16 protein-coding genes are annotated in these 17,179 nt (G+C 71.6%); 10 read left to right on the top strand and 6 right to left on the bottom strand.

Translation table 11 applies throughout. The features are described 5' to 3' along the window. Position 1: 1 nt before the first annotated feature. Positions 2-862 carry a diacylglycerol kinase family protein gene (locus NGF19_RS13670; protein ID WP_252425129.1) on the bottom strand — a complete coding sequence of 287 codons (861 nt, stop codon included), beginning with the start codon at positions 860-862 and terminating at the stop codon, positions 2-4. A gap of 195 nt (positions 863-1,057) precedes the next feature. Here NGF19_RS13670 and NGF19_RS13665 point away from each other — a divergent pair, with 195 nt between their 5' ends. Beyond that, entirely contained in the window at positions 1,058-2,341 is a 1,284-nt protein-coding gene (locus NGF19_RS13665; RefSeq protein ID WP_252425128.1) for an adenylosuccinate synthase, read from the top strand. Between the two features lie 182 nt (positions 2,342-2,523). Next, positions 2,524-3,228 (top strand): DUF4097 family beta strand repeat-containing protein, encoded by a 705-nt coding sequence (locus NGF19_RS13660; RefSeq protein ID WP_252425127.1) that lies wholly within the window; start codon positions 2,524-2,526, stop codon positions 3,226-3,228. Positions 3,229-3,250: 22 nt separating this feature from the next. Here NGF19_RS13660 and NGF19_RS13655 read toward each other — a convergent pair whose 3' ends face one another. The 3 genes from NGF19_RS13655 to NGF19_RS13645 form a co-directional block, all read right to left on the bottom strand. Beyond that, on the bottom strand, positions 3,251-3,901 hold the full coding sequence (locus NGF19_RS13655) for a putative DNA-mimic protein (RefSeq protein ID WP_252425126.1): 651 nt from the start codon (positions 3,899-3,901) through the stop codon (positions 3,251-3,253). A 109-nt stretch (positions 3,902-4,010) separates the two neighbouring features. Next, entirely contained in the window at positions 4,011-4,697 is a 687-nt protein-coding gene (locus tag NGF19_RS13650) for a GntR family transcriptional regulator (RefSeq protein WP_252425125.1), read from the bottom strand. Positions 4,698-4,793: 96 nt separating this feature from the next. Next, on the bottom strand, positions 4,794-6,152 hold the full coding sequence (locus NGF19_RS13645; RefSeq protein WP_252425124.1) for an aspartate aminotransferase family protein: 1,359 nt from the start codon (positions 6,150-6,152) through the stop codon (positions 4,794-4,796). Positions 6,153-6,487: 335 nt separating this feature from the next. Between NGF19_RS13645 and NGF19_RS13640 the strand changes: the two genes are divergently transcribed. After that, the gene (locus NGF19_RS13640) at positions 6,488-8,500 is read left to right on the top strand and encodes a serine/threonine-protein kinase (protein ID WP_252425123.1); all 2,013 of its coding nucleotides are present in this window, start codon (positions 6,488-6,490) and stop codon (positions 8,498-8,500) included. Between the two features lie 21 nt (positions 8,501-8,521). Here NGF19_RS13640 and NGF19_RS13635 read toward each other — a convergent pair whose 3' ends face one another. Continuing rightward, complete coding sequence (locus NGF19_RS13635; RefSeq protein ID WP_252425122.1) at positions 8,522-9,262, bottom strand: SLATT domain-containing protein; 741 nt, start codon at positions 9,260-9,262, stop codon at positions 8,522-8,524. Between the two features lie 336 nt (positions 9,263-9,598). Here NGF19_RS13635 and NGF19_RS13630 point away from each other — a divergent pair, with 336 nt between their 5' ends. The 3 genes from NGF19_RS13630 (at position 9,599) to NGF19_RS13620 (ending at position 11,298) form a co-directional block, all read left to right on the top strand. Next, the gene (locus NGF19_RS13630; RefSeq protein WP_252425121.1) at positions 9,599-9,940 is read left to right on the top strand and encodes a YbaB/EbfC family nucleoid-associated protein; all 342 of its coding nucleotides are present in this window, start codon (positions 9,599-9,601) and stop codon (positions 9,938-9,940) included. Between the two features lie 106 nt (positions 9,941-10,046). After that, complete coding sequence (gene recR / locus NGF19_RS13625) at positions 10,047-10,646, top strand: recombination mediator RecR (protein ID WP_252425120.1); 600 nt, start codon at positions 10,047-10,049, stop codon at positions 10,644-10,646. Next, positions 10,639-11,298 carry a DUF5063 domain-containing protein gene (locus NGF19_RS13620; protein WP_252425119.1) on the top strand — a complete coding sequence of 220 codons (660 nt, stop codon included), beginning with the start codon at positions 10,639-10,641 and terminating at the stop codon, positions 11,296-11,298. Before recR ends, NGF19_RS13620 begins: the two co-directional genes overlap by 8 nt. A gap of 24 nt (positions 11,299-11,322) precedes the next feature. Here the strand turns inward: NGF19_RS13620 and NGF19_RS13615 are convergent, their stop codons facing one another. Beyond that, positions 11,323-12,024: a response regulator transcription factor gene (locus NGF19_RS13615; RefSeq protein WP_252425118.1), complete on the bottom strand. Its 702-nt coding sequence runs from the start codon at positions 12,022-12,024 to the stop codon at positions 11,323-11,325. Positions 12,025-12,339: 315 nt separating this feature from the next. Here NGF19_RS13615 and NGF19_RS13610 point away from each other — a divergent pair, with 315 nt between their 5' ends. The 4 genes from NGF19_RS13610 to NGF19_RS13595 all read left to right on the top strand — a co-directional run bounded on the left by NGF19_RS13610 (position 12,340) and on the right by NGF19_RS13595 (position 17,179). Continuing rightward, positions 12,340-13,617: an aspartate kinase gene (locus tag NGF19_RS13610; protein WP_252425117.1), complete on the top strand. Its 1,278-nt coding sequence runs from the start codon at positions 12,340-12,342 to the stop codon at positions 13,615-13,617. A 49-nt stretch (positions 13,618-13,666) separates the two neighbouring features. After that, a complete protein-coding gene (locus NGF19_RS13605) occupies positions 13,667-14,734 on the top strand; it encodes an aspartate-semialdehyde dehydrogenase (RefSeq protein WP_252425116.1) in 1,068 nt (355 codons plus the stop codon). Positions 14,735-15,236: 502 nt separating this feature from the next. After that, positions 15,237-15,812, top strand: coding sequence for a SigE family RNA polymerase sigma factor (locus tag NGF19_RS13600; protein WP_252425175.1), 576 nt, complete (start codon positions 15,237-15,239; stop codon positions 15,810-15,812). Continuing rightward, entirely contained in the window at positions 15,809-17,179 is a 1,371-nt protein-coding gene (locus NGF19_RS13595; protein WP_252425115.1) for a hypothetical protein, read from the top strand. Before NGF19_RS13600 ends, NGF19_RS13595 begins: the two co-directional genes overlap by 4 nt.

Below are 17,179 nucleotides of genomic sequence, written 5' to 3'. Positions count from 1 at the left end.
CTCAGACCCCCTCGGCCCCCGCAAACCCGGCGGCAGGCAGGGTGAGCCCCCACGCCGCCTCTCTCACCACCCACGTCCGTGTCCGTACCGGTCCCGCGACCGCCGCGTCCGCTCGGTAGCGGAAGTCCGTTCCCGACACCGTCACCCTGCGGCCACTCATCCGCAGCGGCGTCCCCACCGGAGTCGGGCGGACCTCGACCTCGGCCAGGCCCGGACCTCCCGGTGTCACGGTCACGCCCTCCAGCGGCTGGTCCAGGTCGATCAGCATCACCCCGTCGACCTCGACCCGCAGCCGCGACGGCCCGGGAGAGGCCGTGCTTCGGGGCGGGCGCGGTGTCAGCGTGCGTACGAGGGACGTACGCATCCGCAGCCACGGCCGTACGGGCGCGGCGTCCCGGGCCGTCGGCACGGCACCGGGCCCGGCGGCGACGCCCGGTGCGGACGGGATCCGCAGGCCCCCGAGGACCACCCCGTCGCTGTCGTCCACCAGCAGGTCGAGGCGTCGCTCCACCCCGTCCAGCACGGCCCGCGCCGCCGCCACCGCCCCCGTCGGCACCCCCAGCGACCGCGCCAGCGACAGGCCCGTCCCGACCGGCACCAGGGACAGGCCCGTCGTGGCCAGCTCCCGCCTGCGGTGCAGCACGCCCACCGCGCGCAGCAGCGCACCGTCGTCGCCCACGACCACCGGCCGCCTGGACCCCCTGCGCGCCAGCGCGCGGGCGAATTCCTCCGGACTGTCCGGCAGGCACACCTTGGTCGTCGCACCCCCGCTGAGCACGTCTTTCGCGATTCGTACCGCCTCACCGTCACTGCGACGGGCGACCGGGTCGATGACCACGAGAAGCTGGTCGGAAGTCGCCACCTCGGTCCTGCCTCGCTTCCTCGGGTAGCATCTTTGTGCAAGAGCCCCTTGCGCTATTGCGCCAGGGGCTTCGTCTATTCCGGGGCATCCGGTCCGACGGTTGCGGCCAACGACGGTCGCGGTGCACGCGGCGGTGGACCCTCCGCGTACGCCCCCTGACCCTGGACATGCCCCGCCCGGAAGGGGTGTACGCGCGTGCCCGCACTTGTGCTGCTCGGTGCTCAGTGGGGTGACGAAGGCAAGGGAAAGGCCACCGACCTGCTCGGTGGGTCAGTGGACTATGTGGTGCGCTACCAGGGCGGCAACAACGCCGGCCACACGGTGGTCGTAGGTGACCAGAAGTATGCGCTCCACCTCCTCCCTTCCGGCATTCTGTCGCCCGGTTGTACGCCCGTCATCGGCAACGGCGTTGTCGTCGACCCGTCGGTCCTGCTCTCCGAGCTGAGCGGTCTGAACGAGCGTGGCGTCGACACGTCCAAGCTCCTGATCAGCGGAAACGCGCACATCATCACGTCGTACAACGTCACCGTCGACAAGGTGACGGAACGCTTCCTCGGAAAGCGCAAGATCGGTACGACGGGGCGCGGCATCGGCCCGACCTACGCGGACAAGATCAACCGCGTCGGTATCCGTGTGCAGGACCTCTACGACGAGTCCATCCTCACCCAGAAGGTGGAGGCGGCCCTCGACGTCAAGAACCAGCTCCTCACCAAGCTCTACAACCGGCGCGCCATCGCGGTCGGCCAGGTGGTCGAGGAGCTGCTGGGCTACGCGGAGCAGATCAAGCCGTACGTCGCCGACACGGTCCTGGTCCTCAACCAGGCGCTCGACGACGACAAGGTGGTCCTCTTCGAGGGCGGCCAGGGCACGCTGCTGGACATCGACCACGGCACGTATCCGTTCGTGACGTCGTCCAACCCGACGGCGGGCGGCGCCTGCACGGGTGCGGGCGTCGGCCCGACGAAGATCAGCCGCGTCATCGGCATCCTGAAGGCGTACACCACGCGCGTCGGCTCGGGTCCCTTCCCGACCGAGCTGCTCGACAAGGACGGCGAGGCGCTGCGCACCATCGGCGGCGAGCGCGGTGTCACCACCGGCCGGGACCGCCGCTGCGGCTGGTTCGACGCGGTGATCGCCCGGTACGCGACCCGCGTGAACGGTCTCACCGACTTCTTCCTGACCAAGCTCGACGTGCTCACGGGCTGGGAGCAGATCCCGGTCTGTGTCGCCTACGAGATCGACGGCCGCCGGGTCGAGGAACTGCCCTACTCCCAGACCGACTTCCACCACGCGAAGCCCGTCTACGAGTACCTGCCCGGCTGGCAGGAGGACATCACGAAGGCCAAGACGTTCTCCGACCTCCCGAAGAACGCCCAGGCCTACGTCAAGGCCCTGGAGGAGATGTCCGGCGCCCCGATCTCCGCGATCGGCGTGGGTCCGGGCCGGGACGAGACGATCGAGATCAACTCGTTCCTCTGACGGGTCGCTCCACGGGGAGCTTCGACACGACGGCCGGTGCGGTCCGCTGCACCGGCCGTCGCGGCTTCTCCGGCGGTGGCACGAGCACGGCTCGGTAGGATCCCGACGATCGACCGACGACTCAACTCGGTCCGTACGGGGGGACTTTCATGCGTCGCTTGCACACGCGCGTCCTTACAGCGGTGACTCTGGCCGCACTCACGGTCGGCGGGCTGTCCGCGTGCTCGGCCATCGGTCAGAAGACCTTCGAGGACGACGCCGAGGTGTCCCGGAAGGTCACCTCGATCCGGCTCGACAACGAGCACGGAGGTGTGAAGGTGGACGCTTCGGCCGACGTCTCCACGATCTCCGTGCATCGCAAGGTCGACTACCGCGGTGACAAGCCGAGCGGCACGTCCTTCCACGTCGACGACGGCGTCCTGACGCTCTCCGGCTGCGGCAAGGACTGCGGGATCGACTACACCGTCAAGGTGCCCGCCGGTCTTCCGGTGACGGGAGGCACCTCCGACGGGGGCCTCACGCTGACCGGCACCGGCGCGGTCGACGTGCACACGAGCAACGGCGAGATCGCGGTGACCGACGCGACGGGCCCCGTGAGGCTGCGCACGTCCAACGGCGGCGTCAGCGTCAAGGGCGGCAAGGGCGGCGACATCGACACACAGACGTCGAACGGCCGGGTGACGATCCGGACGGCCGTCCCGGAGAACATCAAGGCCCGCACGTCCAACGGCAGCCTCACGGTCACGGCCCCGCCCGCCGAGTACCGGATCTCGGCGGACACCTCCCACGGCGACAGGAACGTGGCCTTCGACAACGACCCGGCGGGCAAGTACCACCTCGACCTGTCGACGACGAACGGCGACCTGACGGTGAAGTCGACTTCGTAGTCCGGGCGGGCGCCCGGTGAGTTCAGCCGAAGACGATCATCGAGCCCTGCGCCAGGCTGCGTGTCGCCGCCGCGTGGAGGCCCAGCCAGACGTGCCGTTCGCGGGCGAAGGGGCTCGGGTCGTAGAGAGTTGTGGCGGCCGGTTCCTCCAACTCCGTGGGGGCGAGCGGGGGTTCGGGTGCGGCGGGTGGGTTGGCCGGGTCGATGCCGATCGCCGGGGCCACGAACTCCAGCTCCCGCAGCAGCGCCTGGCTGGATCCCAACGGGCCGCCGGACTCCAGGAGTTCGTCGTTGGAGAGCGGATGGGCGAAGTCGATCGGGAGATACGCGCCCGCGTGGTCGTAGTGCCACACCAGATGCGACTGCTGGGCCGTCGCCTCGAACATCTCCAGCAACTGCTCGTAGTCGCCGCCCAGTTGGTCGACCGGGGTGACGGCGAGGCCGGAGAGCTGGAGGAGATAGGCGCGGCGCAGGAAGTGCAGCGCCTCGTAGTCGAAGCCCGCGACCGGTGCCACCTCGCCGTTCAGTCCCGGCATGTACTGGTAGATCGGCACCGGAGGCAGTCCGACCTCCACCAGCGCCCGGTCGTAGAGGGCGAGTTCCTCGGCGAACGGGTTGTCGGGGGTGTGGCACAACACGTCGACAAGCGGGACCAGCCACAGGTCACAGGCCAACGGTAAGCTCCTCGGTTTATCGGTGTGGTGCAGGCAGCGTAGTCGGCGTGAGAGCCGCGGCTGTGCCAGGTCTCCTACCCACAGCGGGCCGACTCCGTCGCCGGGGCGCTCATTCGGCCGGTTGCCCGAGCAGTCCGAGGGAGTGCGCGTGGTAGTCCGTGACCACGGCGTGCGCCGCGACAGGGTCGTGGTGCACGAGGGCGTCCACGAGGCGGGGGTGTCCGGACCACAGCCGGTCCCCGAGGCCGGTCGACCCGCGTAGATGCTGGACCGCGCACACCCAGGACCGCACCCGCAACCGATGCAGGAAGTCGGCGAGGTAGGGGTTGCCGACCAGGGCGCTCACCTCGCGCCAGAAGCGCAGGTCGTAGCCGATGAGGATGTTCAGATCACCGGCGGTCGCGGCGCGGGCGGCCTCCTCGCCGCGGCGGCGTATCGGGCCGAGCGCGAGGCTGTGCCGGGGGGCCTCGCCGACGGCCTTGCCCTCGGCGTCGATGAGGCGGCGGAAGAGGCCGTCGGTGATGAGACCGCGGGCCTCGATCATGGCACGGTAGTCGCTCAGCGAGTAGGCGTGGACCTCGAAGCCGCGGTGCTGCACGGCGTCCAGCAGGCCCTGCGCCGACAGGTCGACCAGGGCCTCGCGGACGGGGGTGGCGGAGACGCCGTACTGCTCGGCTATCTCCTTCACCGTGAACTCCTGGCCCGGTTGGAGCCGGCCGGCCAGCACCTCGTCGCGCAGCGCGTCCGCGATCTGCTGCCGCAGGGTGCTTCGGGTAACGGCGCCAATGCCGGCCATGGTGGTCTGGGTCCCCCATCCGCGTACGAATACGTGTTCCTGTCGTGATGCTCGGAGCACGTCACCTTACGCGCTGGGGGGTCGGGGGACCGCCGTTCACTGCTCCGCGTACTTGTCGGCCACCGACAGCGCCGCGTCCAGGGCGGCGAGGCCTTCCTTGGCCTCCGCCTCGGTGATGGTGCAGGGCGGAACGACGTGCGTACGGTTCATGTTGACGAAGGGCCACAAGCCGTTCGCCTTCGCGGTGGCGGCGAAGGCGGCCATCGGCGCGTTGGCCTCACCGGCCGCGTTGTAGGGCACGAGCGGCTCGCGCGTCTCGCGGTTCTTCACCAACTCCAGGGCCCAGAACATGCCGACGCCGCGCACCTCGCCCACCGAGGCGTGCCGTGCGGCCAGTTCGCGCAGGCCCGGCTCGATGACCTGTGCGCCGACGACGGCGGCGTTCGCGACGACGCCCTCCTCGGCCATCACGTTGATCGTGGCGACGGCCGCGGCGCAGGCCAGGGGGTGCCCGGAGTAGGTCAGACCGCCCGGGTAGGGCCGCTTGGCGAAGGTCTCCGCGATCTTCCCGGAGATGGCGACGCCGCCGAGCGGCACATAGCCGGAGTTCACGCCCTTGGCGAAGGTCATCAGGTCGGGGGTCACCTCGAAGAGGTCCGCCGCGAACCACTCGCCGGTACGGCCGAACCCGGCCATCACCTCGTCGAGGACGAAGACGATCCCGTACTTGTCGCACAGGTCGCGCACGCCCGCGAGGTAGCCGCGCGGCGGGACCATGATCCCGGCGGTGCCCGGAATCGTCTCCAGGATCAGCGCGGCGATGGTGCCCGGCCCCTCGAAGGCGATGGTCGTCTCCAGGTGCTCCAGCGCCCGCTCGCACTCCTGCTGCTCGGTCTCGGCGTAGAAGCGCGAGCGGTACAGGTACGGCGCCCAGAAGTGGACGACGCCCGCCGTGCCGCTGTCGGAGGGCCAACGGCGCGGGTCCCCGGTGATGTTCACGGCCTGCTGGGTGCCGCCGTGGTACGAGCGGTATGCGGAGAGCACCTTGGAGCGGCCGGTGTGCAGCCGGGCCATGCGCACGGCGTGCTCGACCGCGTCGGCGCCGCCGTTGGTGAAGAAGATCTTGTCGAGGTCGCCGGGGGTGCGCTCGGCGATCAGCCGGGCCGCCTCCGACCGGGCCTCGATGGCGAAGGCGGGCGCGAACGTGGCCAGCTTGCCGGCCTGTTCCTGGAGCGCGGCGACGACCTTCGGGTGCTGGTAGCCGATGTTGGTGTAGACGAGCCCGCTGGCGAAGTCGAGGTAGCGGTTGCCGTCGTAGTCCCAGAAGTACGACCCTTCCGCCCCGGCGACGGCGAGCGGGTCGATGAGGTCCTGAGCTGACCAGGAGTGGAAGACATGCGCACGGTCCGCGGCCTTGACGGCGGCGCCGGCCTGGGGATCGGTCTGAGGCGTCATGGGCCCGAGGGTAGGTGGGCCGGCCGAGGACGTGACATGGGCGTCCTGTCTGCGGACGATGGGTTTCCGCGACAGGTTGTCGCGTGCCGACAGCCGCGGACGGGGCAGTCGACGGACACGGACAGGGCAGTCGACAGCCACGGACGGGGCAGTCGACGGACACGGACGGGGGAGTGGCGGGCCGTCACGGAACCGCGGGCGCCGCCCCGACCGACTCCTTCTACGACGGACAGCACGGTCCACCTACGACGGACAGCGTGGTCCACGGAGGGCACGGTCCGCGGGCAGCACTATCCTCTGGCTGTCGCCCACACAGGGGGGAAGGTGACGCGGCGATGGAGAAGCTTGCGGCGGGGGATCCACAGCGGATCGGGGCGTACCGGCTGCTCGCGCGGCTCGGTGCCGGAGGCATGGGGAGCGTGTATCTGGCCCGCTCCGACCGGGGCCGTACCGTCGCCGTCAAGCTCGTACGGCAGGAGCTGGCCGAGCAGGAGGAGTTCCGGGCCCGCTTCCGGCAGGAGGTGCGGGCCGCGCGGCGGGTCGGCGGCCACTGGACCGCGCCCGTCCTCGACGCGGACACCGAGGCCGCGATCCCCTGGGTCGCCACCGGATACGTGGCCGGACCCACCCTGCAGGCCGTGATCTCGCGCGACCACGGCCCCCTGCCGGAGCGCTCGGTGCGCATCCTGGCCGCCGGGCTCGCCCATGCCCTCCAGGACATCCACGCGGCCGGGCTCATCCACCGCGACCTCAAGCCGTCCAACGTCCTGGTGACCATCGACGGGCCGCGGGTCATCGACTTCGGCATCGCCCGCGCCCTGGAGCCCCTGACCGACGACGGGCTCACCCGGACCGGCGCGCTCGTCGGGTCACCCGGGTTCATGGCGCCCGAGCAGGTGCGCGGCGACCGCATCACGCCCGCGTGCGACGTCTTCTGCCTGGGGTCCGTCCTCGCGTACGCGGCCACGGGCGCCCTCCCCTTCGGCGCCGCGGGCAGCGGGGCGCACGCGCTGATGTTCCGTATCGCGCAGGAGGAGCCCGACCTCACGGACCTGCCCGAGGAACTCGCCGATCTCGTACGGGACTGTCTGCGCAAGAACCCGGCGGCACGGCCCACCCCGGCGCAGATCCTGGAGCGTACGGGCGCCGAGGACACGGTCTCCGGCGGGCGGAGCCGGGACCCCTGGCTGCCGGGCGCGCTGGTCGCCCAGCTCGGCCGCCAGGCGGTGCGGCTGCTGGACACGGAGGACCCGGAGGAGAACGCGGGGGCGAGCGGGGATGCCCCGGCCGTCCCGGCCTCCCCGGCCGTCCCGGCCTCCCCGGCCGTCCCGGCCTCCCCGGCTTCCCCTGTCGAGCTGGTCAAGCGGCCGGAGACGGCCCCGGCGGGCGGCGCGCCCGAGGCCTCCCCGGAGCACGCGCCCGCGGCCGACACCCCGAACGGCGCGGTCCCGCCGCTGCCCGGTCGGCCCGTCGACCTGGACCGGCTGCCCACCCAGGTCGTCGGCTCCGGCCACCCGGCCCCGCCGGGCGTCCCGCCCGTCGTACAACCGCCCGCCGCGCACCCGGCCTACGGCTTCCCGCAGCAGCACCCCCGGCCCCCGACGCCCGCGTACGGGCCCCCGCAGGGCGGCGGTTGGGGCGGCGCCCCGGCGCCGGGCTACGGGCCCGCCCTCGGCTCGACACCGCCCTACGGCCCGCCGCCGTACGGGGGGCACCCCTACGGCGACCCGAGACAAGGTGATCCGAGACAGACGGAGCCCCGACGCAGAAACAGCCGCTCCACCGTGGCGCTGCTCATCGCCGCCGTGGTGGTCGCGATCGGCGCGGGCGGCTCGGTGTACGCGCTGATGCGCGGCGACGGGAGCACCCGGGGCGGCGGCAGCCCGGCGGCCGGCCCCACGGTGGCCACGAGCCCCGGCCCGGCCACCTCCGAGGCCCCGACCCGGGGCACGACGCCGACCTCGACGCCGACCTCACGGACGCCCGAGGCGGGCCTCGTCCCCACGGCCTACCTCGGCACCTGGCAGACCTCGATCGACAACGCCAACGGGCACCACACCCGGCGGCTGGTCATCCAGCAGGGCGAGGTCGGGGACACCGTGCTCTCCCTGTCGGCGGACGGGCCCGCCGACAACGGCGCCCCGTACCACTGCCTCTTCCTGGCGAACCTGACCGAGCGCCCCAGCGGCGACGGCCCGGTGGAGATCGGTCCGTCCAGGGTCTCGGTCGGCCCGGCGTCGAACTGCACCCCGGGCGAACCGACGGAGCTGACCCTCCTGCCGGACGGCCGCCTCGAGCGCGTGAACACGACCACCGGGGCGACCCTGACGTTCACCAAGGCCGACTGACCCGGGACGGCAGGGCAACCCTCAGCGCGCTTCCGGGGGCCGCTGTCGCGGCATGTTCGGGCGGGCCCCTGTCGGCGGGACGAACCGGCCGGGCGCCGTGCCCTCCGGCCGGGGCGCGGACGCCCCCGCGCTCTGGATGCTCAGCGGTGCCGACCCCGTCCGGAACTCCGTCATCCAGTCCGCGGTCTCCGCCCGTACCAGCTCCACCATGTCCTCCGAGAACCGCCGCAGCACCACGAGGCAGCGCTCCGCCGCCTCTCCCGCGGTCCCCTCCGCCGGTCCGAGCACCTCGCGCACGCTCTCCGCCGCCCAGTCGAACTGGAGCGCCTGGAGCCGCCGTTGCACCGCCTGCGCGGTCGCCACGTCCCGCATCCAGCCGGACGTCACCCCGAAGAACCGGTCCGCGGCCACGCACGCCACCCCGAGCAGCAGCGACAGATACGCCCAGGGCGCGACGCCGGTCATCACCCCGCTCAGATCGAGCAGCGGCAGCGCGGCCCCGCAGACCGCGCCGAGCGCGGCGCCCCCGCGCAGCAGCAGCGCCCACCGCCGCTTCGCCACCCGGTCCGCGAGATACCAGGTGACCGTCTCCAGCGCCCGGTCCTCCACCCATCGGTACAGCTCGTCCAGGCGCGGCGCGGGCTCCCCCCAGTCGCCCTGCGGGAACGGCCGCCCCAGGAGGTCGCCCGGCCGCAGCCCCGCCGCACCATCGCCCCGCCCCCTCCGGGGCGGCCCCTCGGGCTGCATCTCCGGCTGACTCACCCGGCACTCCCTACGTACGGCTCCAACGTTCCGCGACGCACGCTCCGCGCGTTCCTGGTGACGCATGGTGCTGAAGCGCCGCATCCTTCCTACCTTCCACCGCGTGGTGAGGCTCCCGGTTTCACCGCATTTCCGCCCGGAAGTGGGGCTTGGGCAGGTATGAGGCCGCTCTCAAACTCACTCGAAAGAGTGCCGTGGCGGGGGCGGGGCAAGTCCGGACGGACTACCGCAGCGCGCGTTCCGGTGACCACGTAGGCTCGTGCCAGGCGGCACACTCCGCCCTGACAGCCGTGCGAAACCCTGACAGTCGTACCGTTCGAAACCAGGAGCTTCATCGTGATTCCCGGTGGTGGCCAGCCCAATATGCAGCAGTTGCTGCAGCAGGCCCAGAAGATGCAGCAGGACCTCGCCCAGGCCCAGGAGGAGCTGGCGCGGACCGAGGTCGACGGCCAGGCGGGCGGTGGCCTGGTGAAGGCCACGGTCACCGGCTCCGGCGAGCTGCGCGGCCTGGTGATCGACCCCAAGGCGGTGGACCCGGAGGACACCGAGACCCTCGCCGACCTGATCGTCGCGGCCGTCAAGGCGGCCAACGACAACGCGCAGGCGCTCCAGCAGCAGAAGCTCGGCCCGCTGGCCCAGGGCCTGGGCGGCGGCGGCATCCCCGGCCTGCCGTTCTGAGTCCACCGGCCCGTGCCCTTGTCCGGAGGCACGGGCCACCTCCCCGCGAACCGGGGAACGAGCCCGGCTACGTTGGTACCGAAGCTCTTTCGCGAAAGGCAGTCCGTTGTACGAAGGCGTGGTTCAGGACCTCATCGACGAACTGGGGCGACTGCCCGGCGTCGGTCCCAAGAGCGCGCAGCGGATCGCCTTCCACGTCCTGCAGGCCGAGCCGACCGACGTCCGTCGACTCGCCCAGGCGCTCCTCGAGGTCAAGGCGAAGGTCCGCTTCTGCGCGACCTGCGGCAATGTCGCGCAGGAGGAGCTGTGCGGCATCTGCCGTGACGCGCGCCGCGACCCGTCGGTGATCTGTGTGGTGGAGGAGCCGAAGGACGTCGTCGCGATCGAGCGCACCCGTGAGTTCCGCGGCCGGTACCACGTGCTGGGCGGCGCGATCAGCCCGATCGAGGGCGTGGGCCCGGACGACCTGCGGATCCGGGAACTGCTCGCGCGGCTGGCCGACGGCACGGTGACCGAGCTGATCCTGGCCACGGACCCGAATCTGGAAGGCGAGGCCACGGCCACGTACCTCGCCCGCATGATCAAGCCCATGGGCCTCAAGGTCACCCGGCTGGCCAGCGGCCTCCCGGTGGGCGGCGATCTGGAATACGCGGACGAGGTCACCCTCGGTCGCGCCTTCGAGGGGAGACGACTCCTAGATGTCTGACGCCACGCTGCACTCCACGACGCAGGACCCGGACGACTTCGCGGTGCAGATCGCCGACCAGATCGAGAGCTTCCTGGTCGCCGTCACGGAGGTCGCCAAGGGGGACGAGCCCGAATCGACGATCTCCTTCCTCCTGCTGGAGGTCTCGCAGTTGCTGCTGGCGGGCGGTCGTCTCGGCGCGCACGCGGACATCGTGCCCGAGGAGCGCTACGAGCCGGACCCCGGCCCGGAGCCCGACGCGGACGACCTGCGCGAGCACCTCGCCGCCATGCTGGAGCCGGTCGACGTCTACTCGGAGGTCTTCGACCCGTACGAGCCGCGCAAGGCCCCGGTCCCGGCCCGGATCTCCGACGACCTCGCGGACGTCATCACGGACCTGCGCCACGGCATGGTCCACTACCGCGCCGGCCGCACCACGGAGGCGCTGTGGTGGTGGCAGTTCTCGTACTTCTCCAACTGGGGCTCGACCGCGTCCGCGGCGCTGCGCGCCCTCCAGTCCGTGGTCGCGCATGTGCGGCTGAACCAGCCGCTGGAGGAGCTGGACGGCCTCGACACCGATCAGGGCCTCGGTGACGAGATCCTCGCGGAGGAGGCGGGCCGGGTCATGGCCCGGGAGATCGCCGGACCGCTCGGGCTGCGCTCGGTCACCTGACCTCGCCCGGGAACCCGACGGGCGTCAGTCGGCGGACTCCGCCAGGTTGTCGCCCTCGGGGACGCCTTCGGGGACCATCAGACGGAACCCGACGTCCCGTACGGACTCGATCGTGACCGCGCCCGCCAGCTTGTGGCGCAGCCGTGCCGCGCACACGTCCAACTCGCGCGCCGGGCCGTGCCAGTCCGTGCGCCAGACCTCCGTCAGGAGCCGGCGGCGGGTCCGCACCGTCCCGGGCGCATCGGCCAGGCACACGAGGAAGTCGTACTCCTTGAGCGAGAGCGCGACCTCCTCCCCGTCCACGTGGACACGCGCGGTCGCGCGGTCGATCGTCAGCCGGGTGCCATGGCGCTCCGGGCCGTCGCCGGGCTGCCGCAGCGCACGGGGCAGCCGCACCACCGCTCTGATCCGCGCGAGCACTTCGCTCACCTCGAACGGCTTCCACACGTAGTCGTCGGCGCCCAGTTGGTGGGCGAGCTGCCGGGCCGCGTGGTCGCCGCGTGCGCACAGCACGACGACCGGGGCCCCGCCGCGCCGCACCAGCTCCCTGAGCACGGCCGGGCCGTCGTCGTCCGGCAGGTCGAGATCGAGGAGTACGAGGTCGTACGGGCCGGGGTGGGCCAGCGCCGCAGCGCCCGTGGTGACCCGTTCCCCCGAGCCGCCCGGCACCGCCCGCAGGAGCGGTTCGGCAACGGTCTCGTCGTCTTCCACCAGGAGTAAGCGCACGGCCGCACTCTAATGCGCGAGCCCCGCCCCGGAGATTTCTTCTGTGACACAGGGCACGTTTTCGCGTACCGCGCCCGAGCCGGGGCAGACGCCGTGCGGAGCGGACGAAGTCCTTCGGCGGAACGGCGGTGAATCCGTCGTCCTTCCGGGGGCGGGCCCGAAGAATGCCGGGGTGGTGCGGAGTGAGGCGGAATATCTCACCATGCGGTATCCCGGAAGGGGAATTCGGTCGCTCGATAGACTGAGCCGACCGCACTGCACCGCACATGTGCAGGTGGCAGGTGCGGAAAGAGACGGACTGAGCGAGGAGCGCACGTGGGCCTGGTCGTGCAGAAGTACGGAGGTTCCTCCGTTGCCGATGCCGAGGGCATCAAGCGCGTCGCCAAACGGATCGTGGAAGCGAAGAAGAACGGCAACGATGTTGTCGTCGTCGTTTCCGCAATGGGCGACACGACGGATGAACTGATCGATCTCGCGGAGCAGGTTTCCCCGATCCCTGCCGGGCGTGAACTCGACATGCTGCTGACGGCCGGGGAGCGGATCTCGATGGCCCTCCTGGCCATGGCGATCAAGAACCTGGGGCACAAGGCACAGTCGTTCACGGGCAGCCAGGCGGGTGTCATCACCGACTCGGTCCACAACAAGGCCCGGATCATCGACGTGACGCCGGGCCGCATCCGGACCGCGCTGGACGAGGGCAACATCGCCATCGTCGCCGGGTTCCAGGGCGTCAGCCAGGACAAGAAGGACATCACCACGCTGGGGCGTGGCGGGTCGGACACCACGGCCGTCGCCCTCGCCGCCGCCCTCGACGCCGAGGTGTGCGAGATCTACACCGATGTCGACGGTGTGTTCACCGCCGACCCGCGGGTGGTGAAGAAGGCCCGTAAGATCGACTGGATCTCGTTCGAGGACATGCTCGAACTGGCCGCGTCCGGGTCCAAGGTGCTGCTCCACCGCTGTGTGGAGTACGCGCGCCGCTACAACATCCCGATCCACGTACGCTCCTCCTTCAGCGGGTTGCAGGGCACGTGGGTCAGCAGCGAGCCGATTCAGCAAGGGGACAAGAAGGTGGAGCAGGCCATCATCTCGGGTGTCGCTCACGACACCTCCGAGGCCAAGATCACGGTCGTCGGTGTGCCGGACAAGCCGGGCGAGGCCGCCTCGATCTTCCGGGCCATCGCCGATGCCGAGATCAACATCGACATGGTCGTGCAGAACGTGTCGGCCGCGGCGACCGGTCTGACGGACATCTCCTTCACGCTCCCGAAGACCGACGGGCGCAAGGCGATCAACGCGCTGAACAAGGCCGCGAACTCGATCGGCTTCGACTCGCTGCGCTACGACGACCAGATCGGCAAGATCTCGCTCGTCGGCGCGGGGATGAAGACGAACCCGGGTGTCACGGCGGCCTTCTTCGAGGCGCTGAGCGACGCGGGCGTGAACATCGAGCTGATCTCGACCTCCGAGATCCGTATCTCCGTGGTGACGCGCGCGGACGACGTCCCGGGAGCGGTCTGCGCGGTGCACACCGCGTTCGGCCTGGACTCCGACAGCGACGAGGCCGTCGTCTACGGGGGCACCGGTCGATGACCGCCCTCCCCCGCGGGGGCGATGTCGGGCAGGCCCTGACGGGGCGCCGATGACGGCGCGGGCCGACAAGCCGACGCTCGCCGTCGTGGGAGCGACCGGGGCCGTGGGCTCCGTCATGCTCCAGATCCTGTCCCAACACGCGGACATCTGGGGCGAGATCCGTCTGATCGCCTCGCCGCGCTCGGTCGGCCGCAAGCTGACCGTGCGCGGCGAGGAGGTCGAGGTCGTCGCGCTCGACGAGGAGGCGTTCTCCGGCGTCGACGTGGCGATGTTCGACGTCCCGGACGAGGTCGCGCGCCAGTGGGCGCCGGTCGCCGTCGCCAAGGGCGCGGTGGTGGTGGACAATTCGGGCGCGTTCCGGATGGACCCCGATGTGCCCCTGGTCGTTCCGGAGGTCAACCCGCATGCCGCGCGGGTGCGTTCACGCGGCATCATCGCCAGCCCGCACTGCACGACCCTCTCGATGATCGTGGCGCTCGGCGCGCTGCACGCCGAGTTCGGACTGCGCGAGCTGGTCGTCTCCTCGTACCAGGCCGCGAGCGGCGCGGGGCGCGCGGGCATCGACACGCTGCGACGGCAACTGTCGCTCGTCGCGGGTACGGAGCTGGGGACGAGCCCGGGTGATCTGCGGCGCGCGGTGGGCGAGCACACGGGGCCGTTCCCGGAGCCGGTCGCGCTGAACGTCGTGCCGTGGGCCGGGTCGCCGCGCGAGGACGGCTGGTCCTCCGAGGAGATGACGGTCCGCGACGAGTCCCGCAAGGTCCTGGGGCTGCCGGAGCTGCCCGTGGCCGTCACCTGTGTCCGGGTGCCGGTGGTCACGGCGCACTCCCTCACGGTCCACGCCCGCTTCGAGGGCGAGGTCACGGTCGACCGGGCCCGCGAGATCCTCGCGACCGCGCCCGGTGTCGTCCTCTTCGACAACCCGGCGGCGGGTGAATTCCCCACGCCCGCAGACGTGGTGGGCACGGACCCGACCTGGGTGGGCCGGGTGCGCCGGGCCCTCGACGACCCGACCGCGCTCGAACTGTTCGTCTGCGGCGACAACCTGCGCAAGGGCGCGGCGCTGAACACCGCGCAGATCGCGGAGTTGGTGGCCGCGGAGTTCCCGGCGCCGTAGCGGCCCCGCGGTTGCCGTTCCCCGTGCCGCGCGGGCTGGGCGGTGTCCGAGCGGAGCAGCCCGGAACCGTCTGCCCATGGGTCGAACCTTTGTAGGATCTGTGAACGTTCGACGGATCGATCAAGGACCCGGCCATGTGCCCGGGTTCCTGCGGGTGTTCGAGGAGGTGTCTCCATGTCGCTCTGCAACTGCGCGCGGGTGGGAGAGCGTCTTTGCCGTCACCCTCGGGGGTCGGACGCCACCGTACATGGGGCATAGGGGAAGAGCTGGTACGCATGAGGGCACTTGACGCACGGCCGGGTGCGCCGGGGGGCGCATGGCGGAATGTGCACGCGGGCATGCCGCCTGACGCGAACGTGATGCCAGTCGCGTACAACCCTGGCGGGGGGAGACGTGTCCAACTGGCGTGGCACAGGTACTCGAATTCACCACGGCGCGGCCGAGAGGCGCGGCCCTTCGGCCGCCCCGCCGCCCCCGCATGCCCGGCAGCACGTCCAGTGGCATGCCGGTGATCGCCCCCATGCCCGCAGCGCGGCCCGCCCGCATTCCGCATCAGCGCGACGGCGCTGACGAGACGATGGCCGCCGGTACCACGGTCGACCACCTCACCGAGACCTATCGCACGCACTACCGCTCTCTGCTGGGCCTCGCGGCCCTCCTCCTCGACGACACCGCCTCCTGCGAGGACGTCGTCCAGGAGGCGTTCATCCGCGTCCACTCGGCGCGCAAGCGCGTCCGCGACCCGGAGAAGACGCTGGCGTATCTCCGGCAGACCGTCGTCAACCTCTCGCGCTCGACGCTGCGGCGCCGCATCCTCGGCCTCAAGCTGCTGTCCAAGCCCATGCCGGACATGGCGAGCGCCGAGGAGGGCGCCTACGACCAGTTGGAGCGCGACTCCCTGATCGCGGCGATGAAGGGACTCCAGCGCCGCCAGCGCGAGGTCCTGGTGCTGCGGTACTTCGCCGATATGACCGAGGCTCAGGTGGCGGAGACGCTGGGGATATCGCTGGGGTCGGTGAAGGCGTACGGCTCGCGCGGTATAGCGGCGCTCCGCGTCGCCATGGGGGCGGCGGCATGAGCGGCAACGACGAGCGGCGCGGCTCCTCACGGGGCCGCTGCTTCCACGAACGACACGAACCCTACGCATGGCACGAGCCGACGAACCGGCCGGAGCCGTGCGAGGACGACGAGCAGCATGCTGGGAACGGAACTGTGAACCACCGCCCCGAGGACCAGGCCCGGCCCGAAGCCGGAGCGGACCACGCGGCTACCGCCGCCGACACCGACCTCCCCGGCGCGGGCGGTGAGGGCCTGACCGCGGGGCGGAACCGGCTGGCCGCCGTACTCGGGGGACCGGGCGCGGCCGGGCCGGAGCCCGGTGACGACGAGGACGCCGGGGCGGCGCCCGAAGGGCTCGGCTCGGACGAACTGGCGCTGCGGCGGATGCTCCACGACACGGTCGGCGGCATCGAGCCGCGCGAGGGCACCCTGGAGTATCTGCGGCGCGCGGTGCCCGCCCGGCGGGCCCGCAAGCGGCAGGCCGTGATCGGTATGGCAGCCGCCGCACTGTTCATCGGCACCGCGATTCCGGCCTTCGTCCATGTCTCGCACCGCGCGGGGGACGACGCGGACCCGTCCATCGCCGGTCATGCCACTCAGGCCCAGGAGCACAGCGGCAAGGGCAAGGGCGACTCGGACAGCGGCTCCAGCGGCTCGGCCGGCACCTCGGGGACGACCGCGGACAAGGAAGACAAGGACCACCCGAAGGGCAAGGACGAGAAGGACAAGGGCGAGAAGGGCGAGGCCGGTGGCGGCGCCGACCCGACCGCCTCCGCGCAGAGCGCGAGCGCGTGTACGGCGGGCCAGCTCGGCAACGGCGTCGCGAGCGAGGGCGGCCCGGACGCCGCGGGCACGGTCTACGGCACCTTCCGCGTCACCAACACCTCGACCACGAGCTGCACCGTCTCGAGCGCCGGCAGCGTCTTCGCGGTCGCCCAGGGCTCGGCGGACCCGTCCAGGATCAGCGTGCTGAACCATGTCTCCGGCGACGCGGCCTCCGCGCTGCCCGAGCCGTCCCGGAACCTCACCTCGCTGGTGCTTCCGCCGAAGGGCGCCTACGAGGTCAAGTTCGCCTGGGTCCCCTCGGAGGCCTGTTCCGCCACGGGCGGTACGGGCGGCGGTACGGGTGGTACGGGCGGTGAGGAAGGCGGCGGCGGCGTTCCGTCCCCGGACCCGACCCCCACGTCCAGCAGCAGCACGGGCGACGACACCGTCATCACGCAGACCGAGGGCATGTCGCCCCAGTTGATGCGGGAGGAGGGCGCGGCCGACGGCAGTGTGGTGGTCTCCCACACCCCGGCGACCGGCTCCGCGACCGCCCGCGCGACGATCCCCAACGCCTGCGCGGGGACGGTCTATCGCACGGGGATCCTCACGGCTGAGTGA

Origin of the sequence: Streptomyces macrolidinus (genome assembly GCF_023887685.1) — a bacterium.
GTDB lineage: Bacteria > Actinomycetota > Actinomycetes > Streptomycetales > Streptomycetaceae > Streptomyces > Streptomyces macrolidinus.
Note: the sequence above shows the minus strand (reverse complement) of the source record. Positions and strands in the feature narration are given on the sequence as shown.

What these genes read in the sequence shown, in the direction of transcription:
- NGF19_RS13650 (WP_252425125.1), bottom strand. Translation starts at nt 4,697, where the DNA reads ATGGCCGGCATTGGCGCCGTTACCCGAAGCACCCTGCGGCAGCAGATC.
- NGF19_RS13645 (WP_252425124.1), bottom strand. Translation starts at nt 6,152, where the DNA reads ATGACGCCTCAGACCGATCCCCAGGCCGGCGCCGCCGTCAAGGCCGCG.
- NGF19_RS13640 (WP_252425123.1), top strand. Translation starts at nt 6,488, where the DNA reads ATGGAGAAGCTTGCGGCGGGGGATCCACAGCGGATCGGGGCGTACCGG.
- NGF19_RS13620 (WP_252425119.1), top strand. Translation starts at nt 10,639, where the DNA reads ATGTCTGACGCCACGCTGCACTCCACGACGCAGGACCCGGACGACTTC.
- NGF19_RS13605 (WP_252425116.1), top strand. Translation starts at nt 13,667, where the DNA reads ATGACGGCGCGGGCCGACAAGCCGACGCTCGCCGTCGTGGGAGCGACC.
- NGF19_RS13600 (WP_252425175.1), top strand. Translation starts at nt 15,237, where the DNA reads ATGCCGGTGATCGCCCCCATGCCCGCAGCGCGGCCCGCCCGCATTCCG.
- NGF19_RS13595 (WP_252425115.1), top strand. Translation starts at nt 15,809, where the DNA reads ATGAGCGGCAACGACGAGCGGCGCGGCTCCTCACGGGGCCGCTGCTTC.